A 24,822-nucleotide genomic window follows, 5' to 3' on the forward strand; every position below is an offset into this window, starting at 1 on the left:
TCAGCTCTGCATCCAGGGGAAAAGACCTCGATGGATCGCCGAACATCTGCGGTCGGCATGACAGGAATGTTCGATCGGAGCGAAGACCGAAGACGGTGCGACCCGCCGGATCCCGCCAGTCATTGGTCCACATGGAACTTCATGGCATTCTGTATCCCTAAGGATCAATATCGGGGGATCGAATGCGACAGACACTCTTCGGCCTTCTGTGCCTTGGCCTCTGCGGCCAGGCGACCGCCGAGACCCTCCCCCTCCCGGAAAGCCTGATCGCCCTGAACAGCGACAACGGTCAGGCGTTGCTGATCGAGGCAGAGGCCCGGGCCGATTACTTCGACCTTGCCATCCATTTCACCAACCAGGTGCATCCGGCCTTCTGCGGTCCGGCTTCAATCGCGATGGTCCTCAATGCTCTCGACGTCCCGCGTCCGGCGTCTGACATGACCCTCGGACTCGGTATGTTCGATCAGGAGAATGTCTTCACGCCTGCCACGGAGGCCGTGAAGCCCCGGGCCCGGATCGAGAGGGCCGGCCTCACGCTCGACGAGCTCGGCAGGATGTTCGAAGCCCATTCCGTGGCGGCGAGCGTGCATCATGCCGCCGACTCCTCGCTCGAGGAGTTCAGGCGCGCCGCGATCGACAGCATCGGGGACGCGGAGAGCTTTGTTCTGGTCAACTATCTCCGCTCCAGTCTCGGACAGGAACGGGGCGGTCACATCTCGCCGCTCGGCGCCTATGATGCGGAGACCGACAGATTCCTCATACTCGACGTGACCCGCTACAAGTACCCGCCTGTCTGGGTCGATGCTGCGGCGTTGTTCGATGCGATGAACACGCCGGATTCCGACAACGACGATCGCTCGCGAGGATACCTGCTCGTCGTTCGATGACCCGGTCTGCCATGGACGCGCCGATGCGATGCCCCGAGCAGCGGACGGCTTTGCGCATTTGCGCCGTCCCGTGACGCGGAAGCGTCCGCTTCAGGATGAAGTGACCGCCGAACCGTAACCGCGCGATGGCAGGGTCAGTCCGCCGCCGGAACAGCTTCGACCGGCCCCGCCTCGCCCTGGTGGACTGCCAGGACTTCGGCCCGGATGATCCGCGCGATGAGGGCTGCGTCGTCGGTGGAGAAGGTCAGGGGCAGGCGCATGTCGATGAGGCCCGCGAGGATGCGGTCGGTGTTCGGCAGCGACTGGGCCTCTGCGTAGCGCCAGCTGTCGTGGCGCGAGGTAAACCCTGTCGGCTCGGCATGGCCGAACCATTTCAGCTCGACCCCGCGGGCGGCGGCGCGGGCGATCAGGGCGCGGACCCTGTCGCCGGACCAGCCCGGCAGCAGGAACTGGAACGAGGAGGCCACGTAATGCTCCTCGGCGGGGCGCGGGATGAGCCGGAGGCCGGGCGTATCGGCCAGCCCCGCCTCCAGCACCTGGTAGAGCGCGTTCCAGCGGGCGCATTGGGCCGGCAGGTCGGCGAGCTGCGGCCTGAGAATCGCCGCGCGCAGGTTGTCCATCCGGCCCGAGACATTGGGGGTGACGTATTTCACCTTTTCGAAGGCCTCGGGTCCGGGCGCGGCGCGGTGACGGGTGTAGAGCATGTAGCTGCCCGAGAGGATGGTCGCGCGGGCCATCAGGTCGGGATCGTCCGAGACGAGGAGCCCGCCCTCGCCCGAGTTCATGTGCTTGTAGGTCTGGGTCGAGTAGCAGCCGGCGATCCCGTGCCGGCCCGAGGGCGTCTGCCGCCAGGCCGCCCCCATCGTGTGGGCGCAATCCTCGATCACCGGGACGCCGGCCGCGTCGCAAAGCGCCATCAGCCGGTCCATGTCGCAGATATGGCCGCGCATGTGGCTGAGGACCAGCGCCTTCGCGCCCGCCAGCTTGGCCGCGAGGTCATCGAGGTCGACTGTCAGGTTCTCGGTCGTCTCGACGAAGGCCGGCGCCGCGCCGACGGCGGCGATGGCGCCCGGCACCGGCGCCAGCGTGAAGGCGTTGGTCAGGACCCGGTCGCCCGGCCCGACGCCGATCGCCCGCAGGGCGCAGCCGATCGCATAGCCGCCCGAGGCCACCGCGAGGCAGTATTTCGCGCCGGTGAAGGCCGCGAATTCCTCCTCGAGGAGCGCGGTTTCGGCGATCTCTTCCGGCGCGGTATTGTAGCGGTGCAGCCGGCCGTGGCGCAGGACCTTCAGCGCCGCCTCGATCCCCGCCTCGGGGATCGGCTCCTGTTGGGTGAAGCTTCCGGTAAAACGCTCGCTCATCGCATCCTCGTCGGCGGGGCCATGCGAGGGTTGTCCTTCGCCCGGCGCGCGGCGTCAATCCGGCGGGCGGGGTTTCGGTTTCGCGAAATCGGCGGTTCGGGCGCGCGAAACCGCCGGTCTCAGCCGATCAGCGCTTGGACGATCCCGGGAAGCGCATAGAAATCGTCGACGAGCGCCTCGGGGGCGAGCGCCTCGACTCCGCGTCCGGCCGGACCGAAGGTCACAAGCGCGACCGGCACGCCGGCGGCCGTACCGGTGCGCCGGTCGGTTTCGGTGTCGCCGATAAGGAGCGAGCGGCCGACCTCGCCGCCGGCGCGGTCGACCGAGAGGAAATAGGGCGCCGGGTCGGGCTTGCGAACCGGCAGCGTGTCGGCACCGACGAGCGAGCCGAAGAGCCCGCGGACCCCAAGTCGCGTCACCAGGAGCTCGGCCAGCCGCTCTGGCTTGTTGGTGCAGATGCCGGTCGCGTAACCGGCGGACCGCAGCGCCTCGACCGCCTCGGCGGCGCCGGGATAGAGCCGGGTTTCGCGGTCGATCCCCTCCTCGTAGGCGGCGAGAAGCCTGGGGTATTCCAGATCGACCTCGGCCTCGCCGCCGGTGCCGAGCCGCGTAAAGCCGAGCCTGAGCATCGCTCGGCCGCCGTGGAACGCGGTCAGCGCATCGGCGGCCGGATCGAGAAGATCGCCCACGCCGAGCCCGCGAAAACAGGCATTCGCGGCGGCGATCAAATCGGCGGATGTGTCCGCGAGCGTCCCGTCAAGATCGAAGATGACCGTGCGCATGGCTGCATTCCGCCTCTGTAACGCGCAGAAAGGAGTTGTGATCCCCAGCCCCCCTTGCGACCCTCGGGGCCTTGGTTAAAACGGACGGCACCCGAAGGAAAGCACCATTCATGGCCACAGCTCTCATCATTCTCGCCGCCGGACAGGGCACAAGGATGAATTCCGACCTGCCGAAGGTCCTGCACCGGCTCGCCGGCGCGCCGGTCCTCGTCCACGCGATGACCGTCGGCGCGAGCCTTGAGCCCGAGCGCACCGTGATCGTCGCCGGCCACGAGGCCGAAGCGGTGACCAGGGCGGCCAAGGCCCATGACGAGACTGCAGAGGTCGTGATCCAGGCCGAGCAACTCGGCACCGGCCACGCCGTGGCCCAGGCCCTGCCGGCGCTCAAGGGGTTCACCGGCAAGGTCATCGTGCTTTACGGCGACACGCCGCTGATCCGTCCGGAGACGCTCGACGCGCTCGCCAAGAGCCCGGCCGGCATCACCGTGCTCGGTTTCACCGCGTCGGACCCGCGCCGCTACGGGCGGCTGATCGTGGCCGGCGACCGGCTTGAACGGATCGTCGAGTACAAGGGCGCGACCGAGGCCGAGCGCGCGGTGCGGCTCTGCAACAGCGGCGTCGTGGCCGTCGAGTCCGCGCTTCTGAACGAGCTCGTCGCGGGCCTCACGAACGACAACGCGGCCGGTGAATACTATCTGACCGACATCGTCGCCGCTGCCCGCAAACGCGGCATCACCGCCGACATCGTGATCTGCGACGAGGCCGAGACGCTCGGCGTCGACACCCGCGCCCAGCTCGCACAGGCCGAGGCCGCCTTCCAGGCCCGCGCCCGCGCCGAGGCGCAGGAGAACGGGGTGACGCTGACCGCGCCCGAGACCGTGTTCTTCGCCTTCGATACTGTCGTCGGCCGCGACACGGTGATCAGCCCCAACGTCGTCTTCGGCCCCGGCGTCACCGTGGAATCGGGCGCCGAGATCCTGCCCTTCTGCCATCTCGAAGGCTGCCATATCTCGCGCGGCGCCCGCGTCGGTCCCTTCGCGCGGCTGCGGCCCGGCGCCGAGCTCGCCGAGGATGTCCATGTCGGCAACTTCGTCGAGATCAAGAACGCGATCCTCGACGAGGGCGTGAAGGTCGGCCATCTCACGTATCTCGGCGACGCCCATGTCGGCGAGCACACGAACATCGGCGCGGGCACCGTGACCTGCAATTACGACGGCGTCTCGAAACACCGGACCGAGATCGGCGCGCATGCCTTCATCGGCTCCGACACGATGCTGGTCGCGCCGGTCAAGGTCGGCGCAGGGGCGCTGACCGCGACGGGTTCGGTCATCACCGAGGACGTTCCCGACGACGCGCTGGCCGTGGCACGCAGCCGGCAGGTCACGAAATCCGGCCTCGCCCGCAAATTATTTGATAAAATGAAAGCCGCGAAGGCGAAGCGGCAGAAAGAGATTTAGTAATGTGTGGAATTGTTGGGGTGCTAGGCCACAATGAAGTGGCGCCAATTCTCGTCGAGGCCCTGAAACGCTTGGAATATCGCGGCTACGATTCGGCCGGGATCGCGACAGTGAACCGGGGGCGGCTCGACCGTCGCCGCGCCGTGGGCAAACTCGTCAACCTCTCCGATCTCCTCGTGCACGAGCCGCTCGCGGGCAAGGCCGGCATCGGCCATACCCGCTGGGCGACCCACGGCGCGGCAACGGTGATCAACGCCCATCCCCACCGCTCCGGCCCGGTCGCCGTGGTCCACAACGGCATCATCGAGAATTTCCGCGAACTGCGCGCCGAGCTTGCCGAAAAGGGCCTCGCCTGCGAGACCGAGACTGACACGGAAACGGTCGCGCTCCTCGTCCGCCATCACATGGACCAGGGCCTCTCGCCCCGCGACGCCGCGCGCGAGACCCTGAAGCAGCTCGACGGCGCCTTCGCGCTCCTCTTCCTCTTCGATGGCGAGGAGGACTTGATGATCGCCGCCCGCAAGGGTTCGCCGCTGGCGATTGGCCACGGTCAGGGCGAGATGTTCGTCGGATCCGATGCGATCGCGCTGGCGCCGATGACCGACCGCATCACCTACCTGGAGGAGGGCGACTACGCCTTCGTCACCCGCGCCGGCGTCGAGATCTTCGACGCGGCAGGCCGCCGCGCCAACCGCGACGTCCAGAAGATCCAGCTCGACGCGACCCGGATCGAGAAGGCGGGCTACAAGCACTTCATGGCCAAGGAGATCGCCGAGCAGCCGATCGTTCTGGCCGACGCGATCAAGCATTACTGCCGGGGCGGGAAGATCAACCTGCCCGAGGAGCTCGACTTTGCCACGCTGGACCGGCTGACGCTGGTGGCCTGCGGCACCGCCTCCTATGCCTGCATGACGGCGAAGTACTGGTTCGAAAGCCTGGCAGGCCTGAATTGCGAGGTCGATATCGCCTCGGAGTTCCGCTACCGCGAACCGCCCCTGCCGCAGAACTCCTTCGCCATCTTCGTCAGCCAGTCGGGCGAGACCGCCGACACGCTCGCCGCCCTCCGCTACGCCCGCGACAAGGTCGCGAAGATCGTCTCGGTGGTGAACGTCGCGACCTCGTCGATCGCGCGAGAAAGCGACATCGCGCTCCCGATCCTCGCCGGGGTCGAGGTCGGCGTCGCCTCGACGAAGGCCTTCACCTGCCAGCTCGCGGTGCTCCTGCTCCTGGCGCTCGAAGCCGGCCGCCAGCGCGGCCGGATCGACGACGCGGCGCTAGCCGAACACCTCAAGGCGCTCGCCTCCCTGCCCGGCCTGATGAACCAGACGCTGACCCGCGAGCCGACGATCGCCGCGACCGCCGCCGCCATCGCCGAGGCGCAGGACGTCCTCTTCCTCGGCCGCGGCGCGATGTTCCCGCTGGCGCTCGAAGGTGCGCTGAAACTCAAGGAAATCAGCTATATCCACGCCGAGGGCTATGCTTCGGGCGAACTCAAGCACGGCCCGATCGCCTTGATCGACAAAGCGGTGCCGGTCATCGTCCTCGCCCCGCGCGATGCGCTCTTCGACAAGACCGTGTCGAACATGCAGGAGGTGATGGCGCGGCACGGCAAGGTGGTCCTGATCACCGACGCTAAGGGCGCCGACGAGGCGAGCTACGGCACCTGGAAGACGCTTACCCTGCCCGAACTGCCCGCACTCCTCGCGCCGATCCTCTACGCGCTGCCTGCCCAGCTTCTGGCCTATCACGCGGCCGTCGCGAAGGGCACCGACGTCGACCAGCCGCGAAACCTCGCCAAGTCCGTGACCGTGGAATGACGCTCGATGAGGCCTTGGCCGGGCTCCGGGCCGGGATCGAACCCGGCCGGGCGGCGCAGATGGCGGCCTATCACAAGCAGACCCGCGAGGTTCTCGGCATACCGAACCCGTTGCTGAACGACCTCGCGAAAACCTGGCGGCAGGCCCTTTCCGTCCCGGACCGGGTCGCGCTCGCCGACCGGCTCTGGCGGACAGACATCTTCGAGGCCCGCATTGCGGCGGCGAAACTGCTCGCGCAGGCGCGGCTGCGGCCGGACGAGGATGCCTGGCGCCTCATCGCCTCTTGGGTGCCCGAATTCGACGGCTGGGCCATCGCCGACCATGCCTGCGACGCCGGCGCGCGCCGGCTCGTGGCCGACCCCTCCCGCATCGACGAGGTCGAGGCCTGGACCCGCTCCGACCACATGTGGGCCCGCCGCGCGGCACTCGTCATCACCCTGCCCTGGACCAAGCAGAACCATCCGGGCGAGGAGGACATCGCGATCCGCGACCGCGTGCTCGGCTGGGCTGCGTCCTACGCCGATGACCGGGAATGGTTCATCCAGAAGGCCGTCGCCTGGTGGCTGCGGGACCTCTCGAAACACGACCCCGACCGCGCCCGCGCCTTTCTGGCCACCCACGGCGGCCGGCTCAAGCCCTTTGCCCGCAAGGAAGCCGGTAAATACCTTTGAGCTTCTTCATTGCCGAAGTACCCCGGGGCGCCGGCAGGTTCGCCACCGGTTCAAGAACCGGCCGGCGCGGGCAGCGCCCCGGGTATTACCCCCCGCGGAGCGCCCGCCGCATGATCTTGCCGGTCGCCGTCATCGGCAGATCCTCGCGCCGCTCGACGTAGCGGGGGGCGACATGCGGGCTCACGCGCTCCCGCACCCTCGCAATCAGCGCCTCGGGAAGCCCGCCCCAGACCGCCCCCTTGCGCAGCACGACGTAGGCCTTCACCACCTCGCCCCGGACCGGGTCCGGCACGCCCACGCAGGCCGCCATCACCACATCGGGATGCCCGGTCAGGCAGTTCTCGATCTCCGACGGCCCGATCCGGTAGCAGGCCGACGAGATGATGTCGTCGTCGCGCGCCACGAAGGCGAAATAGCCCTCGCCGTCGCGGGTCCCGAGGTCGCCGGTCCTGAGCCAGTCGCCCGCGTACTTCGCCGCCGTCGCCTCGGGTTTGCCGAGATATTCGAGGAACATCACCGGATGGCCGCGCCTGACTGCGATCTCGCCGGTCTCGCCATCCGGCACCGTCCGCCCCTCGCCGTCGATCACCGCGACCTCCGCGCCGGGCACCGCGCGGCCCATCGCGCCCGGCTTCGTCGGAAACACGCCTTCCGCCGAGCAGACAACGAGGTTGCACTCGGTCTGGCCATAGATCTCGTTGATCGGCGCCCCCAGCGCCGAACGGCCCCAGTCGAGCATATCGGCGCCAAGGCTCTCGCCGCCCGACGACACCGCCCGCACGCCAAGCCCCTCCGGCACGGACGCGCCCCGCATCAGCTTCAGCGCCGTCGGCGGCAGGAAGAGGTTCGTCACGGCATGGTCGCGCATGATCGCGAAGGCTTCGTCGGGGTCGAACCTGCGCATTCGCCGGCAGACGAGCGGCACGCCGTAGTAAAGACAGGGCATCGCCATATCCATGAGCCCGCCGATCCAGGCCCAGTCCGCCGGTGTCCAGCCGACCGCGCCCGGCCGGGGGAAAAAGCCCTGGCTCAACTCGACATTCGGCAGATGGCCGAGCAAGAAGCGATGGGCATGCACGACGCCCTTCGGCGCGCCGGTCGTGCCCGAGGTGTAGATCAGCACCGCCGGATCCTCCGCCGCGACAGGCACCGGCATCAGCCGCTCCGATCCCGCCGTGATCTCGGCCCAGAGATCCCGCTCCGCCGAGGGCTCGATGCAATAGACCTCGCGCAGGTCGGGAAGTGCCGCGCGAATGGGGTCGAGCCGGTCGAGACTGGTCCGGTCCGTCACCACGATCCGCGCCCGCGCATCGGCAAGCCGGTACTGCAGCGCATCCGGCCCGAAGAGCGTGAACAGCGGCAGCACCACCGCCCCGAGCTTCAGCGCCGCGAAATGCGCGACCAGCACCGCCGGCCCCTGCGGAAGAAGCACCGCCACCCGCTCGCCGCGCTTCAGGCCGCGCGCGGCGAAGGCATTGGCGAGCCGGTCCGAGGCCCGCTTCAGCTCGCCATAGGTCCAGCGCCGAACCGCGCTGGCCTCGCCCAGCTCGATCAGCGCAAGCCGCTCCGGCTCCGCCCGCGCCCAGCTGTCGCAACAGGCCTCGGCAATCGAAAACCGCTCCGGCACCCGCCAGCGAAACCCCTGCCTCAGCGCCTGCCAGTCCCGGCCTTCGCCGAGCATCCTGCGGTCCATCCCGGCCCTGTCCCATCCTCGCTCTTGCACGCCCCGAGAGGAGGCGCTTCGCCCTGCCCTGTCAAGTCGCGCTTGTACCCCCTCCTGCCCGGCAGTAAGTTCGACCAATGACCCCGCTCATAGACCCCTTCGCCCGTCCGATCTCCTACCTGCGTGTCTCGGTGACGGACCGCTGCGACTTCCGCTGCACCTATTGCATGGCCGAGCACATGCAGTTCCTGCCGAAGAAGGACCTCCTGACGCTGGAGGAACTCGACCGGCTCTGCACCACCTTCATCCACCTCGGGGTGGAGAAGCTGCGCATCACCGGCGGCGAGCCTTTGGTGCGGCGCGACATCATGACCTTCTTCAAGTCGATCTCCCGGCATCTGGAGACCGGCGCCCTGAAGGAGCTGACGCTGACCACGAACGGCTCACAGCTCGCCCGCTTCGCCGCCGATCTCGCCGCGCTCGGGATGCGCCGCGTCAATGTCTCGCTCGACACGCTCGATCCGGCGAAGTTCCAGGAAATCACCCGCTGGGGCCGCCTGCCGCAGGTCATGGACGGCATCCGCGCCGCGACCGCCGCCGGGCTCCGGGTCAAGATCAACACCGTGGCGCTCAAGGGCTTCAACGAGGACGAGCTTTTCCCGCTCCTCGACTGGTGCGCGAACGAGGGCCACGACCTCACCTTCATCGAGGTGATGCCGATGGGCGAGATGGGCGAGGAGATGCGGCTCGACCAGTACTGGCCGCTGAAGGACCTGCGCGCACGCCTCGCCGAGCGCTTCACGCTCACCGACCTCGCCGAACGCACCGGCGGCCCCGCGCGCTACGTGCGGATCGAGGAGACGGGCCAGAAGATCGGCTTCATCACGCCGCTGACGCACAATTTCTGCGAAAGCTGCAACCGCGTCCGCGTGACCTGTACGGGCGAGCTCTTCATGTGCCTCGGGCAGGAGGACAATGCCGACCTCCGCGCGCCCTTGCGCGCGAGTTCCGACGACGCACCGCTCGAAACCGCGATCCGCGCGGCGATCGCTCGCAAGCCCAAGGGCCATGACTTCGACTATTCGCGCCAGAAGGTGAAGGGCCAGGTCTCGCGCCACATGAGCCATACCGGCGGCTGATCGGGTCAGGCAGGCGCCAGGAACCGCGGCCGGAACAAGCGTTGTACGACCGCGCCAAGGCCGGTCAGCGTCAGCGCCAGCACGAAGAGCCAGCCGAGGATCGGAACGAGTGCAATGATCCCGGCCGCGAGCGCGCCGACGCCCCCGCAAATTGCCCGCTCGCCGACGCTTTGCGGCTCGGGACGGCCCACCGCCTGAACGAGCGCCACGCCGAAGGCGTAGACCGCGAGGATGTAGCCCACGAAGCCGCCCGCCAGCGCGACGAGAACCACCGCGGGAACCAGCAGGGCGCCGATCAGCGTCATCGCGAAGAGTACCGCCGAGCCGATCACCGCCGACTGCGCGAGAAAGCCGATCCAGAGGTTCCGCAGCGGCCGCTCAAGAATGCTGCGCCGCATCGCGGCCAGTGTCCGCGGCATCACTGCCGCGACCAGCGCGGCCAGCGCTGCGACTATGATGACGCCAGTCAGGAACCGCCCCACCGCGCGCGTCCAGCTCCAGCCTGTCAGGGGCCGGGCCGCCGCCTCCCATTCCGCGAGGTCACGGCGCTCGATCCGGTCCTCGGACGCGACACTCGTGGGGATCGTCAGCGTGCCGGGCGCTTCCTCGAAGAGGGTGAGCTTCCCGTCGATCCGGGCGCCGTCCGCGAATTCAACCGTGCGCGCGGTGAGGTTGACGTCTCCCTTGATGGCCGCGCCGATCCGCACATCGTCACCGGCGATCAAAGCGTAGCCCGCCACCGGCCCCCCGACCGCCAGCTTGGCGCCGGAGAGCCTCAGGTCGCCGCCGACGGCACCGACCCGGACGTCGTAGCCGGCCAGCGTCGCATCGCCCGCCACCGGCCCCTCCAGCACCACGTCCATCCCGGCCAGGTAGGCATCGCCGCCGACCGCGCCCGTCATCGTCACCCTTCGCCCGGCCAGATGCGCCGAACCTGAGATATCGGCCTCGCCGCGCACGGTTTCGCCGGCCATGAAGAGATCGTCGGTGCCGGCCGCATCCAGGACCACGGTGGCCCCCGCCCGGAAGCTGTCGCCTCCGAAGTCGAAGGTCTGCGCCTTCTCCTCCGCGCTTCCCGGCGCGGCGGTCAGTACAAGCACGGTCATGGCGCGGATGAAGTTTCGCATGACATCCTCCCGGCAAATCCGCTGCCCAGCATAGCCGCAGATCCGCCCGCGGCCCTGCGCAGGATCAATGCGACTTGCCGCCCTCGGTCCCGCTGCGGCCGGGAGTCCCGGTCATCCGCTCCGCTCGCGCCGCCAGGCCTCGGGTGTCACGCCCTCGGCCTCGCGGAAGACGCGGATCAGGTGCGAGACGTCGCAGAACCCGGTCTCGGCGGCGATCTCGGTAACCGATTTCTCGCCCCGCTCGAGCAGCGCCCGCACCTGCGCGAGCCGGATCCGCCGCCCCGCCTCGGCCGGCGTCAGCCCGAGCGCCGCACCGAAATGGCGTTCGAGCTTGCGGCGGCTCACGCCGAGCTGATCGGCGAGCCGCGAGACCGGCAGCGGCGTCTCGGGCATCTGCTGCATCCAAAGAAGCGCCCGCTTCACCAAGGGATCGGAGGCGTTCAGCTCCATCGGCAGGCCGGGCTGCGGCCGTTCGGCGGCAAGCGCCTCGTCCACGATCATGATCGACAGGCTCTTGCGCGCCGCCGCCCGGCCGATGTGGCGGTCGACGAGGAACGCGGCGAGATGCGCGGTCGCGGAGCCGCCGGAACAGGTCAGCCGGTCACGGTCGACGACGAAGATCTGGTCGGTGACCGGAATGAGCCCCTCGAACTCCTCGAGGAAGTCGTCGCGGTGGAACCAGTTCACGCAGCACCGGTAGCCCTGCATCAGCCCTGCCCGGTGCAGCACGAACGCCCCGGTGCAAAGCCCGATCAGCGGCACCTTCGCCGCCGCCGCGCGCTGCAAGTAGGCGATCACGTCGGGATGAAGCCGCTGCGCCTCGCCGATCAGCCCGCCGACGACGGCGATATAGTCGAACCGCGCCGGATCGCCGAGCTTCTCGTCAGGCTGCACCGCGAGCCCGCAGCTGCTGTCCACCGGCTCCAGCGTCGGCGCGATCACCCGCCAGCTGCACAGAATCGGCCGCGAGCGGTCGCCCTCATCGGCCGCGAGACGCAGCACGTCGATGAAATTCGCAAGCGCCGCGAGCGTGAAGCGGCGGGCCGGGATGATGCCCACGCGCAACCTTGGCGACAGATGAGGGGCGGCAGAAACCATCACAGGAAGCCTTTCACGAGGACGCGACGCAAAGATGATGTCTCATTGCCGCATTTATCCAACGAAAACGCGACGAAATCGACAACAAACCATCCACTTTGCGACACTGGCCCGGTCCCGGGCACATTCCTGCCGAGGAGGTCCGCCATGTCCCACCAGTCTCCGATCCGCGCGCTCCACAGGGTTCCGGCCGCCGCGCCCGCGCCGAACCCGGCGAAATCCAGCTTCGTCTTCCTCTTGCTCGACGGCTTCACCCACATCGCCCTCGCCTCCGCGATCGAGCCGCTGCGGCTGGCGCGCGAGATCCTCGGCCGCGACTCCTATTCCTGGCGGCTGGTGTCGCTTACCGGGGCGCCTGCCACCTGTTCGAACGGAATGACGGTCCTCGTCGAAAGCGGCTTCGCGCCCCTGGCCCGCGGCGAGACGCTGATCGTCGTCGGCGGCCCAGAGACGCGGCGCCAGAACGACGCGCGGCTCAGCGCGCAGCTCCGCCGCGAGGCGGCGCATGGCGTCAAGATCGGTTCGCTCTGCATGGGCGTCTACGCGCTGGCCCGCTCGGGGCTTCTCGACGGCGAGGAATGCGCGGTTCACTGGGACGCGATCGAGGGCTTCGGCGAGGAATTCCCCGAGATCCGGATCAGCCGCAACGCCTTCGTGCTCGGTCGCCGGCCCACGGCACCGGGCGGCGCGGTTGCGGCCGACATGATGATGCACCTTATCGCCGAGACGCACGGCACCGATGTCGCGACCCGGATCGCCGACCAGATGGTCTGCAACGGCGTGCGCAGCCCAAAGTCGCAGCAGAAGGTCTCGATCCAGTCGCGCTACGGGATGCGCAACCCGCGTCTCGTGAAGGTGCTGAACTGCATGGAGCAGAACCTCGAGACGCCGCTCACCGCGCAGGAGATCGCCGATATCGCGGCGATGTCGGTGCGCCAGACCGAACGGCTCTTCGCGCGCTACCTCAACACCACGCCGATGAACTTCTACATGCAGATGCGGCTTGAGAAGGCGCATTCGTTGCTCTTGCAGACCGAGCTTTCGGTCACCGAGATCGCGGTCGCCTGCGGCTACAAGTCGACCTCGCATTTCACCAAGAACTTCCGCGCCGCCTATGACGTGACGCCAAAGAAGATGCGCGCCGTTAGCGCCTGATCCGGGCACCCGACGTTCCCACCGCCCCGCTCCTCCGCTATCCTTCGCCCCGACCCCGACCCTGCATGGCCGGGCAGGAGGAACCGGGATGCCCGATCTGAGACGCTTTCACGACGCCCAGGGTGAAGCCTACGAAACGGCGCTGGCCGAGCTGCGCGCGGGCGCCAAGCTAAGCCACTGGATGTGGTTCATCTTCCCCCAGCTCAGGGGCCTCGGCCGCTCGCCCACCGCGCAGTATTTCGGCATCGAGGATCTGGCCGAGGCACGCGCCTATCTCGCCGACCCGGTGCTTTTAACCCGCCTCACAGCCTGCGCCGAGGCGCTCCTTTTGCACGACGACCGCCCTGCCGAGGCGATCCTCGGCCCGATCGACGCGCTGAAACTGCGGTCCTCCGCCACGCTCTTTCGTGAAGCCGCGACGGGGAAGACGGCGCTCCTGATGCAAAGCCTTCTCGACCGCTTCCACGGCGGCCATCCCTGCAGGCGAACGCTTGAGGCGCTGGCGGAACAGTAGGACGCGATTGCCGCTTACGCGGGATCGGCGTCCCGCCGGTAGGTCTCAACGAAGCGGCGCAGGATGATCTCCGGCATGTGCACGTCGCTTTGCCGGCACATCTCGATCAGCCGGTCGGCATCCTCGGGAGGAAAATAGCCCTTGTTGCGGTAAATCCGGATGCGCAGCTCGAACCCGTCGCTGTCGGCCTCGGGGTGGAACTGGGTGGCATAGACGTTCCGCCCGTAACGGATCATCTGGAACGGGCACGGATCGGAGGCCAGCAGGTGAACGGCGCCCTCGGGCAGTTCCTGAAGTGCCTCCTTGTGGCCGACGAAGGCGAGGAACTGCTCCGGCAGCCCCGCGATCAGCGGATCGGCCGCCCCCTCGGGCGTGACCCGGCAGAGCGTGGCCCCGACCGGCTCGCCATAGCGCGCCTTGCTCACCCGGCCGCCGAGGTGGTGGCCGAGCACGCCGATCCCGTAGCAGCAGCCGAGGAACGGAACATCGCGAGCCGTGATCTCGGGCATGATGCCGAGGACCGCCGCCTCGATCCGCGCCTCGACCGGGGATTTCTCCTCCGGCGCGTCGCTGACGCAGCCGGGGCCGCCGCCGACGATGACGCCGGAATAGTCGGACAGATCAAGCCCCTCCGGCAGCGGCTCGAGATCGAGCCGGATCCGGTGCGTCTGCTCCGCGCCAAGCCCGCCCTTGCGCAGGAACGCAGCGAACTCGTCGTCGGCGGCCTCGGTCTCGGGGCGGAGCTGCAGGACGAGGAACGGTTTCGCCGTCATGCCGCCGGCATCCGCTCCTCGATGATGCCCGCCCACCAGGAGCATCCCGCCGGGATCGCGTCGTCGTTGAAGTTGTATTCCGGGTGGTGGACCATCGCGGTGTCACCGTTGCCGACGAGAATGTAGGCGCCCGGCCGCTCTTCGAGCATGAAGGCGAAATCCTCGCCACCCATGATCAGCGGGGCCTTGCCGCAGCTGCCCGCGATCTTCGAGGCCACCTGCGCGGCGAAACCGGTCTGCTCCTCGGAATTCACCATCACCGGATAGCCGCGCATGTAGTTCACATGCGCCTTGGCGCCATAGGCATCCGCCGTGGCCTCGGCGATCTTGACGAGCCGGGTCTCGGCCAGCTTGCGCACCGCCTTGTCGAGCGTCCGCACCGTCCCCTTCAGCGTCACCGTCTGCGGGATCACGTTGAAGGCCTTGGATTCGGTTTCGAAGCTCGTAACCGAGACGACGACCTGGCTGACCGGATCGACGTTGCGGCTGGCGATGGTCTGCAAGGCGATGACGATCTGGCTCGCCACCACGGTCGTGTCGATCGTCTGATGCGGCTTGGCGGCATGGCCGCCCTTCCCTTCGACGACAATCTCGAACTGGTCGGTCGCGGCGAAGAAAGCGCCGGGGCGGATCGCGAAGGAGCCGACGGGCTGGCCCGGCCAGTTGTGCATCCCGTAGACCTCCTGGATGCGGAACCGCTCCATCATCCCGTCCTCGCACATCTCGCGGCCGCCGCCGCCGCCCTCCTCGGCGGGCTGGAAGATCACGATGGCAGTGCCGTCGAAGTTGCGGGTCTCGGCGAGGTACTTCGCCGCGCCGAGCAACATCGCGCTATGGCCGTCATGGCCGCAGGCATGCATCCTGCCCTTGGTCCTGGAGGCATAGGGCAGCCCCGTCGCCTCGATGATCGGCAGCGCGTCCATGTCGGCGCGAAGCCCGATCACTTTGCCCTTGGTGTCGGTCCGGCCCTTGATCACGCCGACGACGCCGGTGCGGCCGATTCCCTCGACCACCTCGTCACAGCCGAACCCCTTCAGAAGCTCGGCGACCCGTGCGGCGGTGCGGTGGGTGTCGAACAGAAGCTCGGGATGTTCGTGGAAATCGCGCCTCCAGCCGGTGATTTCCGGCAGGAGTTCGGCGAAGCGGTTCTTGACGGGCATGGATGGGCTCCCTCCGGTTCTTCTTGGCGCCTTGCGCTTTGGCCGGCGCGGTTCGCGGGCGATCCTCTGCCAAATCGCCGCGCCCCGCAAGGTCTGGGGGGTGTCATCACCTGTCCAGGAAACCGTACCAGGCGTAGGCCGGCGCCAGGAGCGCACGGCGGAACCGGCCGAGCGGAAACCGCGCGGGCGGCATTGCCATCACCGCGGGCGCGGCACCCCTCCCGGTCGCAAGCCGCGCGAGCAGATGTCCCGCATAGGTTCCCATCGCCACGCCGTTACCGTGATAGGCGAAACCAGCCCAGGCATTTGGCCAATCGCCGATGGGGCCTGAATAGGGGGTCAGATGCCAGCTCAGGCAGACGAAGCCCGACCAGTAATGCGGCGTCTCGATACCGGCCCAGGCGGGGAACATCGCCTCGAAATCGGCCCGGATCTTGCGGTGCATCGCGTCCTGAGCCGCGGCATCGGCACGGATGCCGCCGCGCATCCCGAACAGGAAACGCCGGTCCGGCATCAACCGGAAATAGTGCAGGAGCCGGCGCGTGTCATAGGCCATGAGATCGCTCGACCAGCCCTGCCCGGCAATCTCCTCCGGTGTCAGGGGGCGTGACACCAGCACCGCCGACTGCGTCGGCAGGTAGCGCCCGGCCATCCAGCCCGGCAGGTCGTCGCTTGAATAGCCGTTGGTGGCGACGATCAGCTTCTTGGCCTCCAGGACGCCATCGGGCGTGTGAAGCCGATAGCCATCGCCCAAGGGCTCGATCCGTATGACGGGCGAATTCTCATAGAGCCGTGCCCCCGCCTCGCGCGCGGCGTGGGCAAGGCCCAGCACATATTTCAGCGGGTTGAGCGCGAAGCCGAGCGGCAAGCGCAGCGCGCCGTGAAACCCCGGCCCCGAGAGCCCCTCGCCCGCCAGCTCGCCGGGTCCGATGAGCTCGGTCCGAACCCCGTAAGCCCGCTCCAGCTCCGGCGCCTCGGCCCGGAGCGCGGCAAGATCGCGCGGCCGATGCGCGAGCACGACCTCCCCGCCCTTCGAATGAACGTCGGCCGCGATCCCGTGCCGGTCGATGAGATCGCCGACGAGCGCCACCGCCTCCTTCTGCGCGCCATGCCATTCGGCAAGCCCCGCGTCACCGAAGCGGCGGCGGAGCGTCGCCTCGCTGGCCTTGGTACCGCCGATACAGGCGAACCCGCCATTGCGCCCCGAAGCCCCCCAGCCGATCGCCTCTGCTTCGAGGACCGCGACATCGGCGCCCGCGTCGCGAGCGAGGTGCAGGGCCGCCGACAACCCGGTATAGCCGCCGCCGATGACCGCGATCTCGGCCCGTTCGGCACCGACGAGCGCCGGACCTGGACCCGGCCGCTCGATTGTCGTGCCCCAGTAGCAACCCGCAACCGGGCCGCCGCCGTAGCCGTGATCCTCGTAAATGCGCCGCATCGCCAAGGCGCCGTTCAGGTCCGCACCGCCGCCAGTTCTTCGGCACGCTGTCGGGCGATCGACCGCTTGGAGATCAGCGAGGCGCTGATCACTCCGACCGTCACGATCGAGATCAGGATCGTCGAGAGCGCGTTGATCTGCGGATTCACCCCAAGCCGCACCGAGGAGAAAATCTTCATCGGCAGCGTCGTCGCCGAGGGCCCCGCCACGAACTGCGAGATGACAAGGTCGTCGAGCGAGAGCGTGAAGGCGAGAAGCCAGCCCGAGACCACCGCCGGCGCGATGATCGGCAGGGTGACCGACTTGAACGCGTCGAACGGCGTGCAGCCGAGATCGAGCGCCGCCTCCTCCAGCGACCGGTCGAAGGTCGCGAGGCGAGAGGAGACCACGACCGAAACGAAGCACATCGTGAAGGTGATGTGCGCGAGGATGATGGTGAAGACCCCGCGGTCGAGCCCGATGGTGATGAAGAGCAGAAGCATGGCGAGACCGGTGATCACCTCCGGCATGACGAGCGGCGCGTAGATCATGCCGGAAAACATCGTGCGCCCGGGAAAGCGCCCGGCCCGGACGATCACGTAAGCCGCCATCGTGCCGAGGACGGTCGCCACCGTCGAGGAGATGACGGCGACCTTCAGCGTCACCCAGGCCGCGTTCAGGAAGGCCTGATCGCGAAAGAGCTCACCATACCACTTGGTGGAAAACCCGGCCCAGACCGTGACCAGCTTCGACTCGTTGAACGAGAAGGTCACGAGGATGATCATCGGCAGGTAGAGGAACGCGAAGCCGAGCGTGATCGAGGTCGCGTTGAACCAGGAAAAACGGCGGTTCATTGGTCAGCCTCCCTCTGCTTCTGCTCGTTGCGCTGAAAGAGCACGATCGGGATGATCAGGATGAGGAGCAGCACGACGGCCACGGCCGAGGCGACCGGCCAGTCGCGGTTGTTGAAGAACTCCTCGAACAGCACCTTGCCGATCATCAGGGTCGAGGATCCGCCAAGGAGCGAGGGAATGACGAACTCGCCGAGCGCCGGGATGAAGACGAGGAAGCTGCCGGCGATGACGCCGGGGCGCGACAGCGGGAAAGTCACGAGCCAGAAGGCCTGGATCCGCGAGCAGCCGAGATCCTCGGCCGCCTCGATCAGTGATCCGTCGAGCTTTTCCAGCGCCGAGTAGATCGGCAGCACCATGAACGGCAGATAGGTGTAGACGATGCCGATGTAGACGGCCGTATTGGTGTTGAGGATCTGGATGGAGCTGTCGGTCAGCCCGGTCCACATCAGGAGCTGGTTGAGGAAGCCCTCGTTCGACAGGATCGACATCCAGGAATAGACGCGGATCAGGAACGAGGTCCAGAACGGCAGGATCACCAGCATCATCAGCGTCGGACGCCATTCGTCGGGTGCCTGCGCCATCCCGTAGGCGATCGGATAGCCAACGAGCAGCGTAAGGAAGGTCGAGATGATCGCGATCTTCAGGCTCGAGAGATACGCGGTGTAGTAAAGCGCGTCCTCGGCGAGGAAGGTGAAGTTCTCGAAATCGAGCGCGCTCAGGAAGGACTTGAATCCCTCCCAGCCCGCCGAAAGATCGAGCACCGGCGTATAGGGCGGGATCGAGATCGCATAGTCCGACAGCGCGATCTTCAGAACGATCGCGAACGGAATGAGGAAGAAGACCAGAAGCCACGCATAGGGTGCGAGGATCAGGAACAGCCGGCGGATATTCATGACGCCCCCCTCAGCTCAGCAGCACGACGCCGGCGGTGTCGGTGAAGGACAGCCACACCCGGTCGTCCCAGCTGATGTCGCGGCGCGAGATGCGGCGGTCGTTGGCGACCTGCGCCTTGATCATCCGCCCGCCCGCAACCTCGACCTTGTAGGTCGAGATATTGCCGAGATAGGCGATGTCGTGGACGGCCCCCTCGATCGCGTTGGCGCGGCCCTCGGGCTTCTCGGTGGTGATCGCCACCTTCTCGGGCCGGATCGCGAAATGCACCCGTGCCCCCTTGGCGACCTGCCCCGCCGGGGTGGCCGCGATCTCCGGCTGACCCTCGGCCCAGGCGATGGCAACCTTGCCCTCGCCCTTCGGCGCGGCAGTGCCCTCGATGATGTTCACGTCGCCGATGAAGTCCGCGACATAGACCGAGTTCGGGGTCTCGTAGATCCGGTCGGGCGTGTCGACCTGGATCATCCTTCCGTGGTCCATGACCGCGACGCGGCTGGCGACCGTCATCGCCTCCTCCTGGTCATGGGTCACGATCACGAAGGTGGTGCCGGTCTTTTCCTGGATGTCCATCAGCTCAAACTGGGTGTCCTGGCGGAGCTTCTTGTCGAGCGCGCCCAAGGGTTCGTCCAGCAGCAGGAGTTTCGGCGCCTTGGCGAGCGAGCGCGCGAGCGCCACCCGCTGGCGCTGACCGCCCGAGATCTGGTGCGGCTTGCGCTTGGCGAACTTTTCCAGCCGGACGAGGCGCAGCATCTCCTCGACCCGGGCGCCGATCTTGTCGGCGGGCATGTCCGACCGTTTCAGCCCGAAGGCAATGTTGTCCCAGACCGACAGATGCGGAAACAGCGCGTAGCTCTGGAACATCATATTCGTCGCGCGCCGGTTCGGCGGGATCGGGGCGATGTCCTGACCGTCGAGCAGGATCGTACCCGTCGTCGGCTTCTCGAAGCCCGCAAGCATCCGCATCAGCGTGGTCTTGCCGCAACCCGACGGCCCGAGGAGCGCGAAGAATTCGCGCCGGTAGATGTCCAATGTCAGATCGTCAATTGCGATGAATTCGCCGAATTTCTTCGTCACGTTCTGGAACCGGATCAACGGCTTCTCGTTCGGATCGTTCCAGGGGGCGAAGACCGGGCGGTTGGCGGACTGCTGATCCATTATGTCCTCGTGTGATATGCGAAGCCCCGCGCCGGAAGGGCGCGGGGCAGGATTGGGAGGTGCGCTCAGGTACCCGACTTGACCTTGGTCCAGAGCCGCGTCACGTCGCGGTTGACCTTCGGATCCCAGGTCGTCGTGGTGTAGAGGTTGTTCATCGTCTCCTCGTCCGGATAGATCGCCGGATCGCCGATCACCTCCGGATCAAGGAACTCCTGCGACGCCTTGTTGCCGTTCGGATAGTAGACATAGTTCGAAGCGGCGGCCGCGTTGTTCGCATCGAGGATGAAGTCGATGAACTTGTGGGCGGCGTCCGGGTTCGGCGCGTCGACCGGGATCGCCAGCTGGTCGAACCACATCAGCGCGCCTTCCTTCGGGATGTGATACTCGATCTCGACCCCGTTATCGGCCTCGATGGCGCGGGCCTGTGCCTGGAAGACGTCGCCCGACCAGCCGAAGGCCACGCAGATGTCGCCGTTGGCGAGCGCGTTGATGTATTCGGACGAGTGGAACTTCTGCACGAAGGGCGCGATCGCCGTCAACACCGGCTCGGCCTTGGAGATCGTCTCGAAATCCTGCGCATCCGGGTCTTCGCCGATATACTTCAGCGCCGCCGGGATGATCTCGACCGGCGCGTCGAGCATGTGGATGCCGCAGGACGCGAGCTTTTCCGCGTTCGCGGGATCGAAGACCAGCGCCAGCGAGTTGACCGGCGCATCCTCGCCGAGCACCTCCTTGACCTTCTGGACGTTGATACCGATCCCGGTCGATCCCCACATGTAGTTGATCGAGTACTCGTTGCCCGGGTCGTACTTCTCGGTCCGCTCGGCGATCGCGTCCCAGACGTTGCCGACGTTCGAGAGCTTCGACTTGTCGAGCTTCTGGAACGCGCCGGCCTGGATCTGACGCGACAGGAACGTGCCCGAGGGGACCACGACATCGTAGCCCGAACCACCCGCGAGCAGCTTGGTCTCGAGGATCTCGTTCGAATCGAACACGTCGTAGATCAGGTCGATCCCGGTTTCTTCCTTGAACTTCGCCAGGAGCGCTTCGTCGATATAATCCGACCAGTTGTAGACATGGACCTCCTCGGCCCCCGCCGCGCCGGCCACCGCGATCGCGGCCGCCATCGTCATCCCCGTAAGCTTCATAGTACCTCCTAAGGTCTGTTGGAGTGGACAGCCCAAGGGCCATCCGCAGGGTCTTCGCCTCTTGTTGCGCCATTTTGATCAAATTTTTCGACTCAAATCAACATGGCATTTCCGCAAAGCGCAATCTATTATGGCAGAAACAAAATATCGCACAGCCCCTGTCGAGAAACCCGAATGAAAAACATGATCAACGCCAGCGAATCGCCCAGAAAGGTGCCCTCGCACGAGATCACCTACTGCCGACTCCGCGACATGATTCTCTTCGGTCAGCTCGCGCCTGGCCAGCCGGTGACGATCCAGGGTCTGACCGCGACGCTCGAGGCCGGCATGACCCCCGTGCGCGAGGCGATCCGCAAGCTCACCGCCGAAGGTGCGCTCGAACTTCAGGGCAACCGCCGCGTGTCGGTGCCCCAGCTCACCGTCTCGCAACTCGACGAGATCGCCTTTGCCCGCCTGACGATCGAACCGAAGCTGGCACAGATGGCGACCAACCATCTGCGGGCAAATGATATCGCCGCACTGGCGCGGATCGACGGCGAGATCGACCAGGCCATCGCCGGAGGCGATGTCCAGCGCTACCTGCGCGGCAACTTCAACTTTCACTTCACGCTCTATGAACGCGCGGAAGCACCGATTCTGCTGTCGATCGCCCAGATGCTCTGGCTGCGTTTCGGCCCCTCGCTCCGGGTGGTCTGCGGCCGATACGGCACTGCCAACCTGCCCGACCGCCACGGCGAGGCGCTGGATGCGATGCGCTCGGGAGATGCCGCCCAGCTCGCCGCGGCGCTCGAGGGTGACATCGCCCAGGGAATCGAGCAGGTACGGCTTTCGCTCCCCCCTTCCGGAATTTGATCAAATTCTATTGACATCGCCGGTTTTGATCATATCCTGTGCGTGACTGACAGACTGGCCGACGCCCGCCCGACGCGGCGCCGACCGCACTGCGACACCCGCCCTACAGGCCCGAACACGACAGGTTCCGCGATGACCAAGATCACCAATCACATGCCGACGAAAGAACTCCAGGCGCTTGACGCGGCGCATCACATGCACCCCTTCACCGAGGATGCCGCGCTCGCAAAGAAAGGCGCGCGCATCATCACCCGCGGCAAGGGCGTCTATCTCACCGACAGTGAGGGGAATGAGATCCTCGACGGCATGGCCGGCCTCTGGTGCGTGAACCTCGGCTATGGCCGCAAGGACATCGCCGAGGTGGCGGCGCGGCAGATGGAAGAGCTGTGCTATTACAACACCTTCTTCCAGACCAGCCACGTTCCCGCCATCGCGCTCGCGGCGAAGATCGCGGAACTGGCGCCGGGCGACCTGAACCACGTGTTCTACGCCGGATCTGGCTCGGAGGCGAATGACACCAACATCCGCCTCGTCCGCCGCTACTGGGACGTGAAGGGCAAGCCCGAGAAGAACATCATCATCGCCCGCAAGAACGGCTACCACGGCTCGACCATGGGCGGCGGATCGCTCGGCGGGATGGCCGGCATCCACGCCCAGGGCGGTTTGCCGATTCCGAACATCGTCCATATCGGCCAACCGCATTGGTACGCCGAGGGCGGCGACATGACGCCCGAGGAATTCGGTCTGGTGCGCGCCCGCGAGCTTGAGGACAAGATTAACGAGTTGGGCGCCGACCGCGTCGCCGCCTTCATTGGCGAGCCGGTCCAGGGTGCGGGCGGCGTGATCATCCCGCCCTCGACCTACTGGCCCGAGATCCAGCGCATCTGCGACAAGTACGGCATTCTCCTGATCGCCGACGAGGTCATCACCGGCTTCGGCCGCACCGGCAACTGGTTCGGCTCCGAGACCATGGGCATCAAGCCGCATATCATGACCATCGCCAAGGGCCTGTCGTCGGGCTACGCGCCGATCGGCGGCTCGATCATCTGCGATGAGGTCTACCACACGGTCGCGAACTCGGGCGACGACTTCAACCACGGTTACACCTATTGCGGCCATCCCGTCGCCGCGGCCGTCGCGCTGCGCAACCTCGAGATCCTGGAAGAGGAAAACATCCTCGACCATGTCCGCAACGTGGCCCATCCCTACCTCGCCGAACGCTGGAACGCCCTGGCCGACCATCCGCTGGTGGGCGAGGCGCGGCTCATCGGCCTCATGGGCTCGATCGCGCTGACGCCGGACAAGGCGAACCGCGCCGCCTTCGCCTCCGAGGCCGGCACCGTCGGCTACCGCTGCCGCGAGCGCTGCTTCGCCAACAACCTCGTGATGCGCCATGTCGGCGACCGCATGATCATTTCGCCGCCCCTCGTCATCACCCCGGCGGAGATCGACGTCTTCATCGCCCGCGCAACGAAGTCGCTCGACGAGACCTATGCTGGGATCAAGGCGGACGGCCTGCTGAAGGCGGCCTGAGCGGGGCCGCATGGACATCCTTTACGCCAATGACAGGGCCGGGGAATATCCCCGGTCCTGGTACGCCGACAGCGCCGAGGCTCCGGGCCCCTACGCGCAAGCCACGGGCGATCTGACCTGCGACGTCTGCGTTGTCGGCGCGGGGTTCACCGGACTCTCGGCGGCGCTTCACCTCGCCGGGCGCGGCTTCGACGTGATCCTGCTCGACGCGCATCGCGTCGGCTGGGGCGCGTCGGGCCGCAACGGTGGCCAGGTGGGGACCGGCCAGCGGCTCGACCAGGAGGCGCTGGAGAAGCTGGTCGGGCTCGACCACGCCCGGGCGCTCTGGGACCTCGCGCAGGAAAGCGTCGCGCTGACGAAGGCCCTGGCGGCCGAGCACGCGCCGGATGCCGGCTTCGCACCGGGGATCATCCACGCCTGCCACCGCGCCCGCTATGTCCCCCATGCCCGCGACTACGCCGAGAAGATGGCGCGCGACTACGGCTACGACCTGATCCGCCCGCTCGACCGCGAGGAGATGCGCCACATGGTCGGCTCGCCCGCCTATCACGGCGGCGACATCGACATGGGCGGCGGCCACCTGCATCCCCTGCGCTACGCCTTCGGCCTCGCCCGGGCGGCGCAGGCGAAAGGCGTGCGGATCTTCGAACGCTCCAAGGTCACGGCGATCACTGAGACCGCGCCCGCCACGGTTGCGACGGAGAAGGCGAAGATCATTGCGGGCCATGTCGTCCTTGCCTGCAACGGCTATCTCGGCGACCTCAATAAGCGCGTCGCCACCCGCGTCATGCCGATCAACAATTTCATCGTCGCGACCGAACCTATGATGCCCGAGAGCCAGGAAAGCCTGATCCGGGGCAACCACGCCGTCGCCGACACCAAGTTCGTGATCAACTACTTCCGCTTCTCGGACGACCACCGCCTCCTGTTTGGCGGCGCCGAGAGCTACGGTTACCGCTTCCCCGATATCGCGGCGCTGGTGCGCAAGCCGATGCTGGAGATCTATCCCCAGCTCAAGGATGCGAAGATCACCCATGCCTGGGGCGGCACGCTCGGCATCACGATGAACCGGATGCCGCATTTCGAGCGGCTCGCCGGGAACATCCTTTCCGCCTCGGGCTATTCGGGGCATGGCGTTGCGCTCGCGACGCTCGGCGGCAAGCTCGCGGCCGAGGCGATCGCCGGCCAGGCCGAACGGTTCGACCTGATGGCCTCGGTCCCGACCCGCGCGTTCCCGGGCGGGATCGCGCTGCGCTGGCCGCTCCTGGTGCTGGCGATGCTGTGGTTCTCGCTCCGCGACCGGCTCTGAGGCGGCGAGGCCGGGGGCGCTGCCCCCGGACCCCCGGGGTATTTCAGCAATGAAGAAGC

Annotated in this window: 22 protein-coding genes; 10 read left to right on the forward strand and 12 right to left on the reverse strand. The window is 67.2% G+C overall.

The genetic code is table 11. From position 1 onward, the window contains the following. Positions 1–182: 182 nt before the first annotated feature. On the forward strand, positions 183–887 hold the full coding sequence (locus OEZ60_RS03895) for a phytochelatin synthase family protein (protein ID WP_263333408.1): 705 nt from the start codon (positions 183–185) through the stop codon (positions 885–887). A gap of 134 nt (positions 888–1,021) precedes the next feature. Here OEZ60_RS03895 and OEZ60_RS03900 read toward each other — a convergent pair whose 3' ends face one another. Beyond that, positions 1,022–2,248, reverse strand: a complete 1,227-nt coding sequence (locus tag OEZ60_RS03900; protein ID WP_263333410.1) for a DegT/DnrJ/EryC1/StrS family aminotransferase — start codon at positions 2,246–2,248, stop codon at positions 1,022–1,024. Positions 2,249–2,367: 119 nt separating this feature from the next. Then, entirely contained in the window at positions 2,368–3,030 is a 663-nt protein-coding gene (locus tag OEZ60_RS03905; RefSeq protein ID WP_263333412.1) for an HAD-IA family hydrolase, read from the reverse strand. A gap of 110 nt (positions 3,031–3,140) precedes the next feature. Here OEZ60_RS03905 and glmU point away from each other — a divergent pair, with 110 nt between their 5' ends. Genes glmU through OEZ60_RS03920 form a run of 3 tightly spaced genes read left to right on the forward strand, consistent with a single transcriptional unit; the run spans position 3,141 to position 6,975 of the window. Next, positions 3,141–4,487 carry a bifunctional UDP-N-acetylglucosamine diphosphorylase/glucosamine-1-phosphate N-acetyltransferase GlmU gene (glmU, locus tag OEZ60_RS03910; protein ID WP_263333414.1) on the forward strand — a complete coding sequence of 449 codons (1,347 nt, stop codon included), beginning with the start codon at positions 3,141–3,143 and terminating at the stop codon, positions 4,485–4,487. Positions 4,488–4,489: 2 nt separating this feature from the next. Next, positions 4,490–6,304 (forward strand): glutamine--fructose-6-phosphate transaminase (isomerizing), encoded by a 1,815-nt coding sequence (gene glmS / locus OEZ60_RS03915; RefSeq protein ID WP_263333416.1) that lies wholly within the window; start codon positions 4,490–4,492, stop codon positions 6,302–6,304. Continuing rightward, positions 6,301–6,975, forward strand: a complete 675-nt coding sequence (locus tag OEZ60_RS03920) for a DNA alkylation repair protein (protein WP_263333418.1) — start codon at positions 6,301–6,303, stop codon at positions 6,973–6,975. The genes glmS and OEZ60_RS03920 overlap by 4 nt, the downstream gene beginning before the upstream one ends. A gap of 85 nt (positions 6,976–7,060) precedes the next feature. Here OEZ60_RS03920 and OEZ60_RS03925 read toward each other — a convergent pair whose 3' ends face one another. Continuing rightward, positions 7,061–8,668 (reverse strand): AMP-binding protein, encoded by a 1,608-nt coding sequence (locus OEZ60_RS03925; protein ID WP_411709784.1) that lies wholly within the window; start codon positions 8,666–8,668, stop codon positions 7,061–7,063. Between the two features lie 107 nt (positions 8,669–8,775). Here OEZ60_RS03925 and moaA point away from each other — a divergent pair, with 107 nt between their 5' ends. Beyond that, positions 8,776–9,777 (forward strand): GTP 3',8-cyclase MoaA, encoded by a 1,002-nt coding sequence (moaA, locus tag OEZ60_RS03930; RefSeq protein WP_263333420.1) that lies wholly within the window; start codon positions 8,776–8,778, stop codon positions 9,775–9,777. A 5-nt stretch (positions 9,778–9,782) separates the two neighbouring features. On the opposite strand, the gene OEZ60_RS03935 is transcribed toward moaA, so the two are convergent. Further along, positions 9,783–10,904 (reverse strand): bactofilin family protein, encoded by a 1,122-nt coding sequence (locus tag OEZ60_RS03935; RefSeq protein ID WP_263333422.1) that lies wholly within the window; start codon positions 10,902–10,904, stop codon positions 9,783–9,785. A 111-nt stretch (positions 10,905–11,015) separates the two neighbouring features. After that, entirely contained in the window at positions 11,016–12,002 is a 987-nt protein-coding gene (locus OEZ60_RS03940) for a GlxA family transcriptional regulator (RefSeq protein WP_263333424.1), read from the reverse strand. Between the two features lie 147 nt (positions 12,003–12,149). Here OEZ60_RS03940 and OEZ60_RS03945 point away from each other — a divergent pair, with 147 nt between their 5' ends. Both OEZ60_RS03945 and OEZ60_RS03950 read left to right on the forward strand, forming a co-directional pair. Beyond that, complete coding sequence (locus tag OEZ60_RS03945) at positions 12,150–13,157, forward strand: GlxA family transcriptional regulator (protein ID WP_263333426.1); 1,008 nt, start codon at positions 12,150–12,152, stop codon at positions 13,155–13,157. 88 nt (positions 13,158–13,245) lie between these two features. After that, positions 13,246–13,671: a DUF1810 domain-containing protein gene (locus OEZ60_RS03950; protein ID WP_263333428.1), complete on the forward strand. Its 426-nt coding sequence runs from the start codon at positions 13,246–13,248 to the stop codon at positions 13,669–13,671. Positions 13,672–13,685: 14 nt separating this feature from the next. Here OEZ60_RS03950 and OEZ60_RS03955 read toward each other — a convergent pair whose 3' ends face one another. From OEZ60_RS03955 to OEZ60_RS03985, 7 genes are all read right to left on the reverse strand, one after another. Next, on the reverse strand, positions 13,686–14,444 hold the full coding sequence (locus tag OEZ60_RS03955; protein WP_263333430.1) for a glutamine amidotransferase: 759 nt from the start codon (positions 14,442–14,444) through the stop codon (positions 13,686–13,688). After that, positions 14,441–15,604 carry a M20 aminoacylase family protein gene (locus tag OEZ60_RS03960; protein ID WP_263333432.1) on the reverse strand — a complete coding sequence of 388 codons (1,164 nt, stop codon included), beginning with the start codon at positions 15,602–15,604 and terminating at the stop codon, positions 14,441–14,443. The genes OEZ60_RS03955 and OEZ60_RS03960 overlap by 4 nt, the downstream gene beginning before the upstream one ends. Before the next feature lie 106 nt (positions 15,605–15,710). Then, complete coding sequence (locus tag OEZ60_RS03965) at positions 15,711–17,042, reverse strand: NAD(P)/FAD-dependent oxidoreductase (RefSeq protein ID WP_263333433.1); 1,332 nt, start codon at positions 17,040–17,042, stop codon at positions 15,711–15,713. 14 nt (positions 17,043–17,056) lie between these two features. Then, complete coding sequence (locus tag OEZ60_RS03970) at positions 17,057–17,875, reverse strand: ABC transporter permease subunit (protein ID WP_263333435.1); 819 nt, start codon at positions 17,873–17,875, stop codon at positions 17,057–17,059. Next, a complete protein-coding gene (locus tag OEZ60_RS03975; protein ID WP_263333750.1) occupies positions 17,872–18,762 on the reverse strand; it encodes an ABC transporter permease subunit in 891 nt (296 codons plus the stop codon). The genes OEZ60_RS03970 and OEZ60_RS03975 overlap by 4 nt, the downstream gene beginning before the upstream one ends. Positions 18,763–18,778: 16 nt before the next feature. Continuing rightward, positions 18,779–19,921 carry an ABC transporter ATP-binding protein gene (locus tag OEZ60_RS03980; protein ID WP_263333437.1) on the reverse strand — a complete coding sequence of 381 codons (1,143 nt, stop codon included), beginning with the start codon at positions 19,919–19,921 and terminating at the stop codon, positions 18,779–18,781. A 65-nt stretch (positions 19,922–19,986) separates the two neighbouring features. Further along, the gene (locus OEZ60_RS03985) at positions 19,987–21,069 is read right to left on the reverse strand and encodes a polyamine ABC transporter substrate-binding protein (protein WP_263333439.1); all 1,083 of its coding nucleotides are present in this window, start codon (positions 21,067–21,069) and stop codon (positions 19,987–19,989) included. Positions 21,070–21,243: 174 nt separating this feature from the next. Here OEZ60_RS03985 and OEZ60_RS03990 point away from each other — a divergent pair, with 174 nt between their 5' ends. The 3 genes from OEZ60_RS03990 to OEZ60_RS04000 all read left to right on the forward strand — a co-directional run bounded on the left by OEZ60_RS03990 (position 21,244) and on the right by OEZ60_RS04000 (position 24,763). Next, the gene (locus OEZ60_RS03990; protein ID WP_263333440.1) at positions 21,244–21,921 is read left to right on the forward strand and encodes a GntR family transcriptional regulator; all 678 of its coding nucleotides are present in this window, start codon (positions 21,244–21,246) and stop codon (positions 21,919–21,921) included. 132 nt (positions 21,922–22,053) lie between these two features. After that, a complete protein-coding gene (locus OEZ60_RS03995; protein ID WP_263333442.1) occupies positions 22,054–23,454 on the forward strand; it encodes an aspartate aminotransferase family protein in 1,401 nt (466 codons plus the stop codon). 10 nt (positions 23,455–23,464) lie between these two features. Further along, positions 23,465–24,763, forward strand: coding sequence for an NAD(P)/FAD-dependent oxidoreductase (locus OEZ60_RS04000; protein WP_263333445.1), 1,299 nt, complete (start codon positions 23,465–23,467; stop codon positions 24,761–24,763). Positions 24,764–24,822: the final 59 nt, after the last annotated feature.

It is taken from the genome of Albidovulum salinarum (genome assembly GCF_025673475.1).
GTDB classification, from domain to species: domain Bacteria; phylum Pseudomonadota; class Alphaproteobacteria; order Rhodobacterales; family Rhodobacteraceae; genus Albidovulum; species Albidovulum salinarum.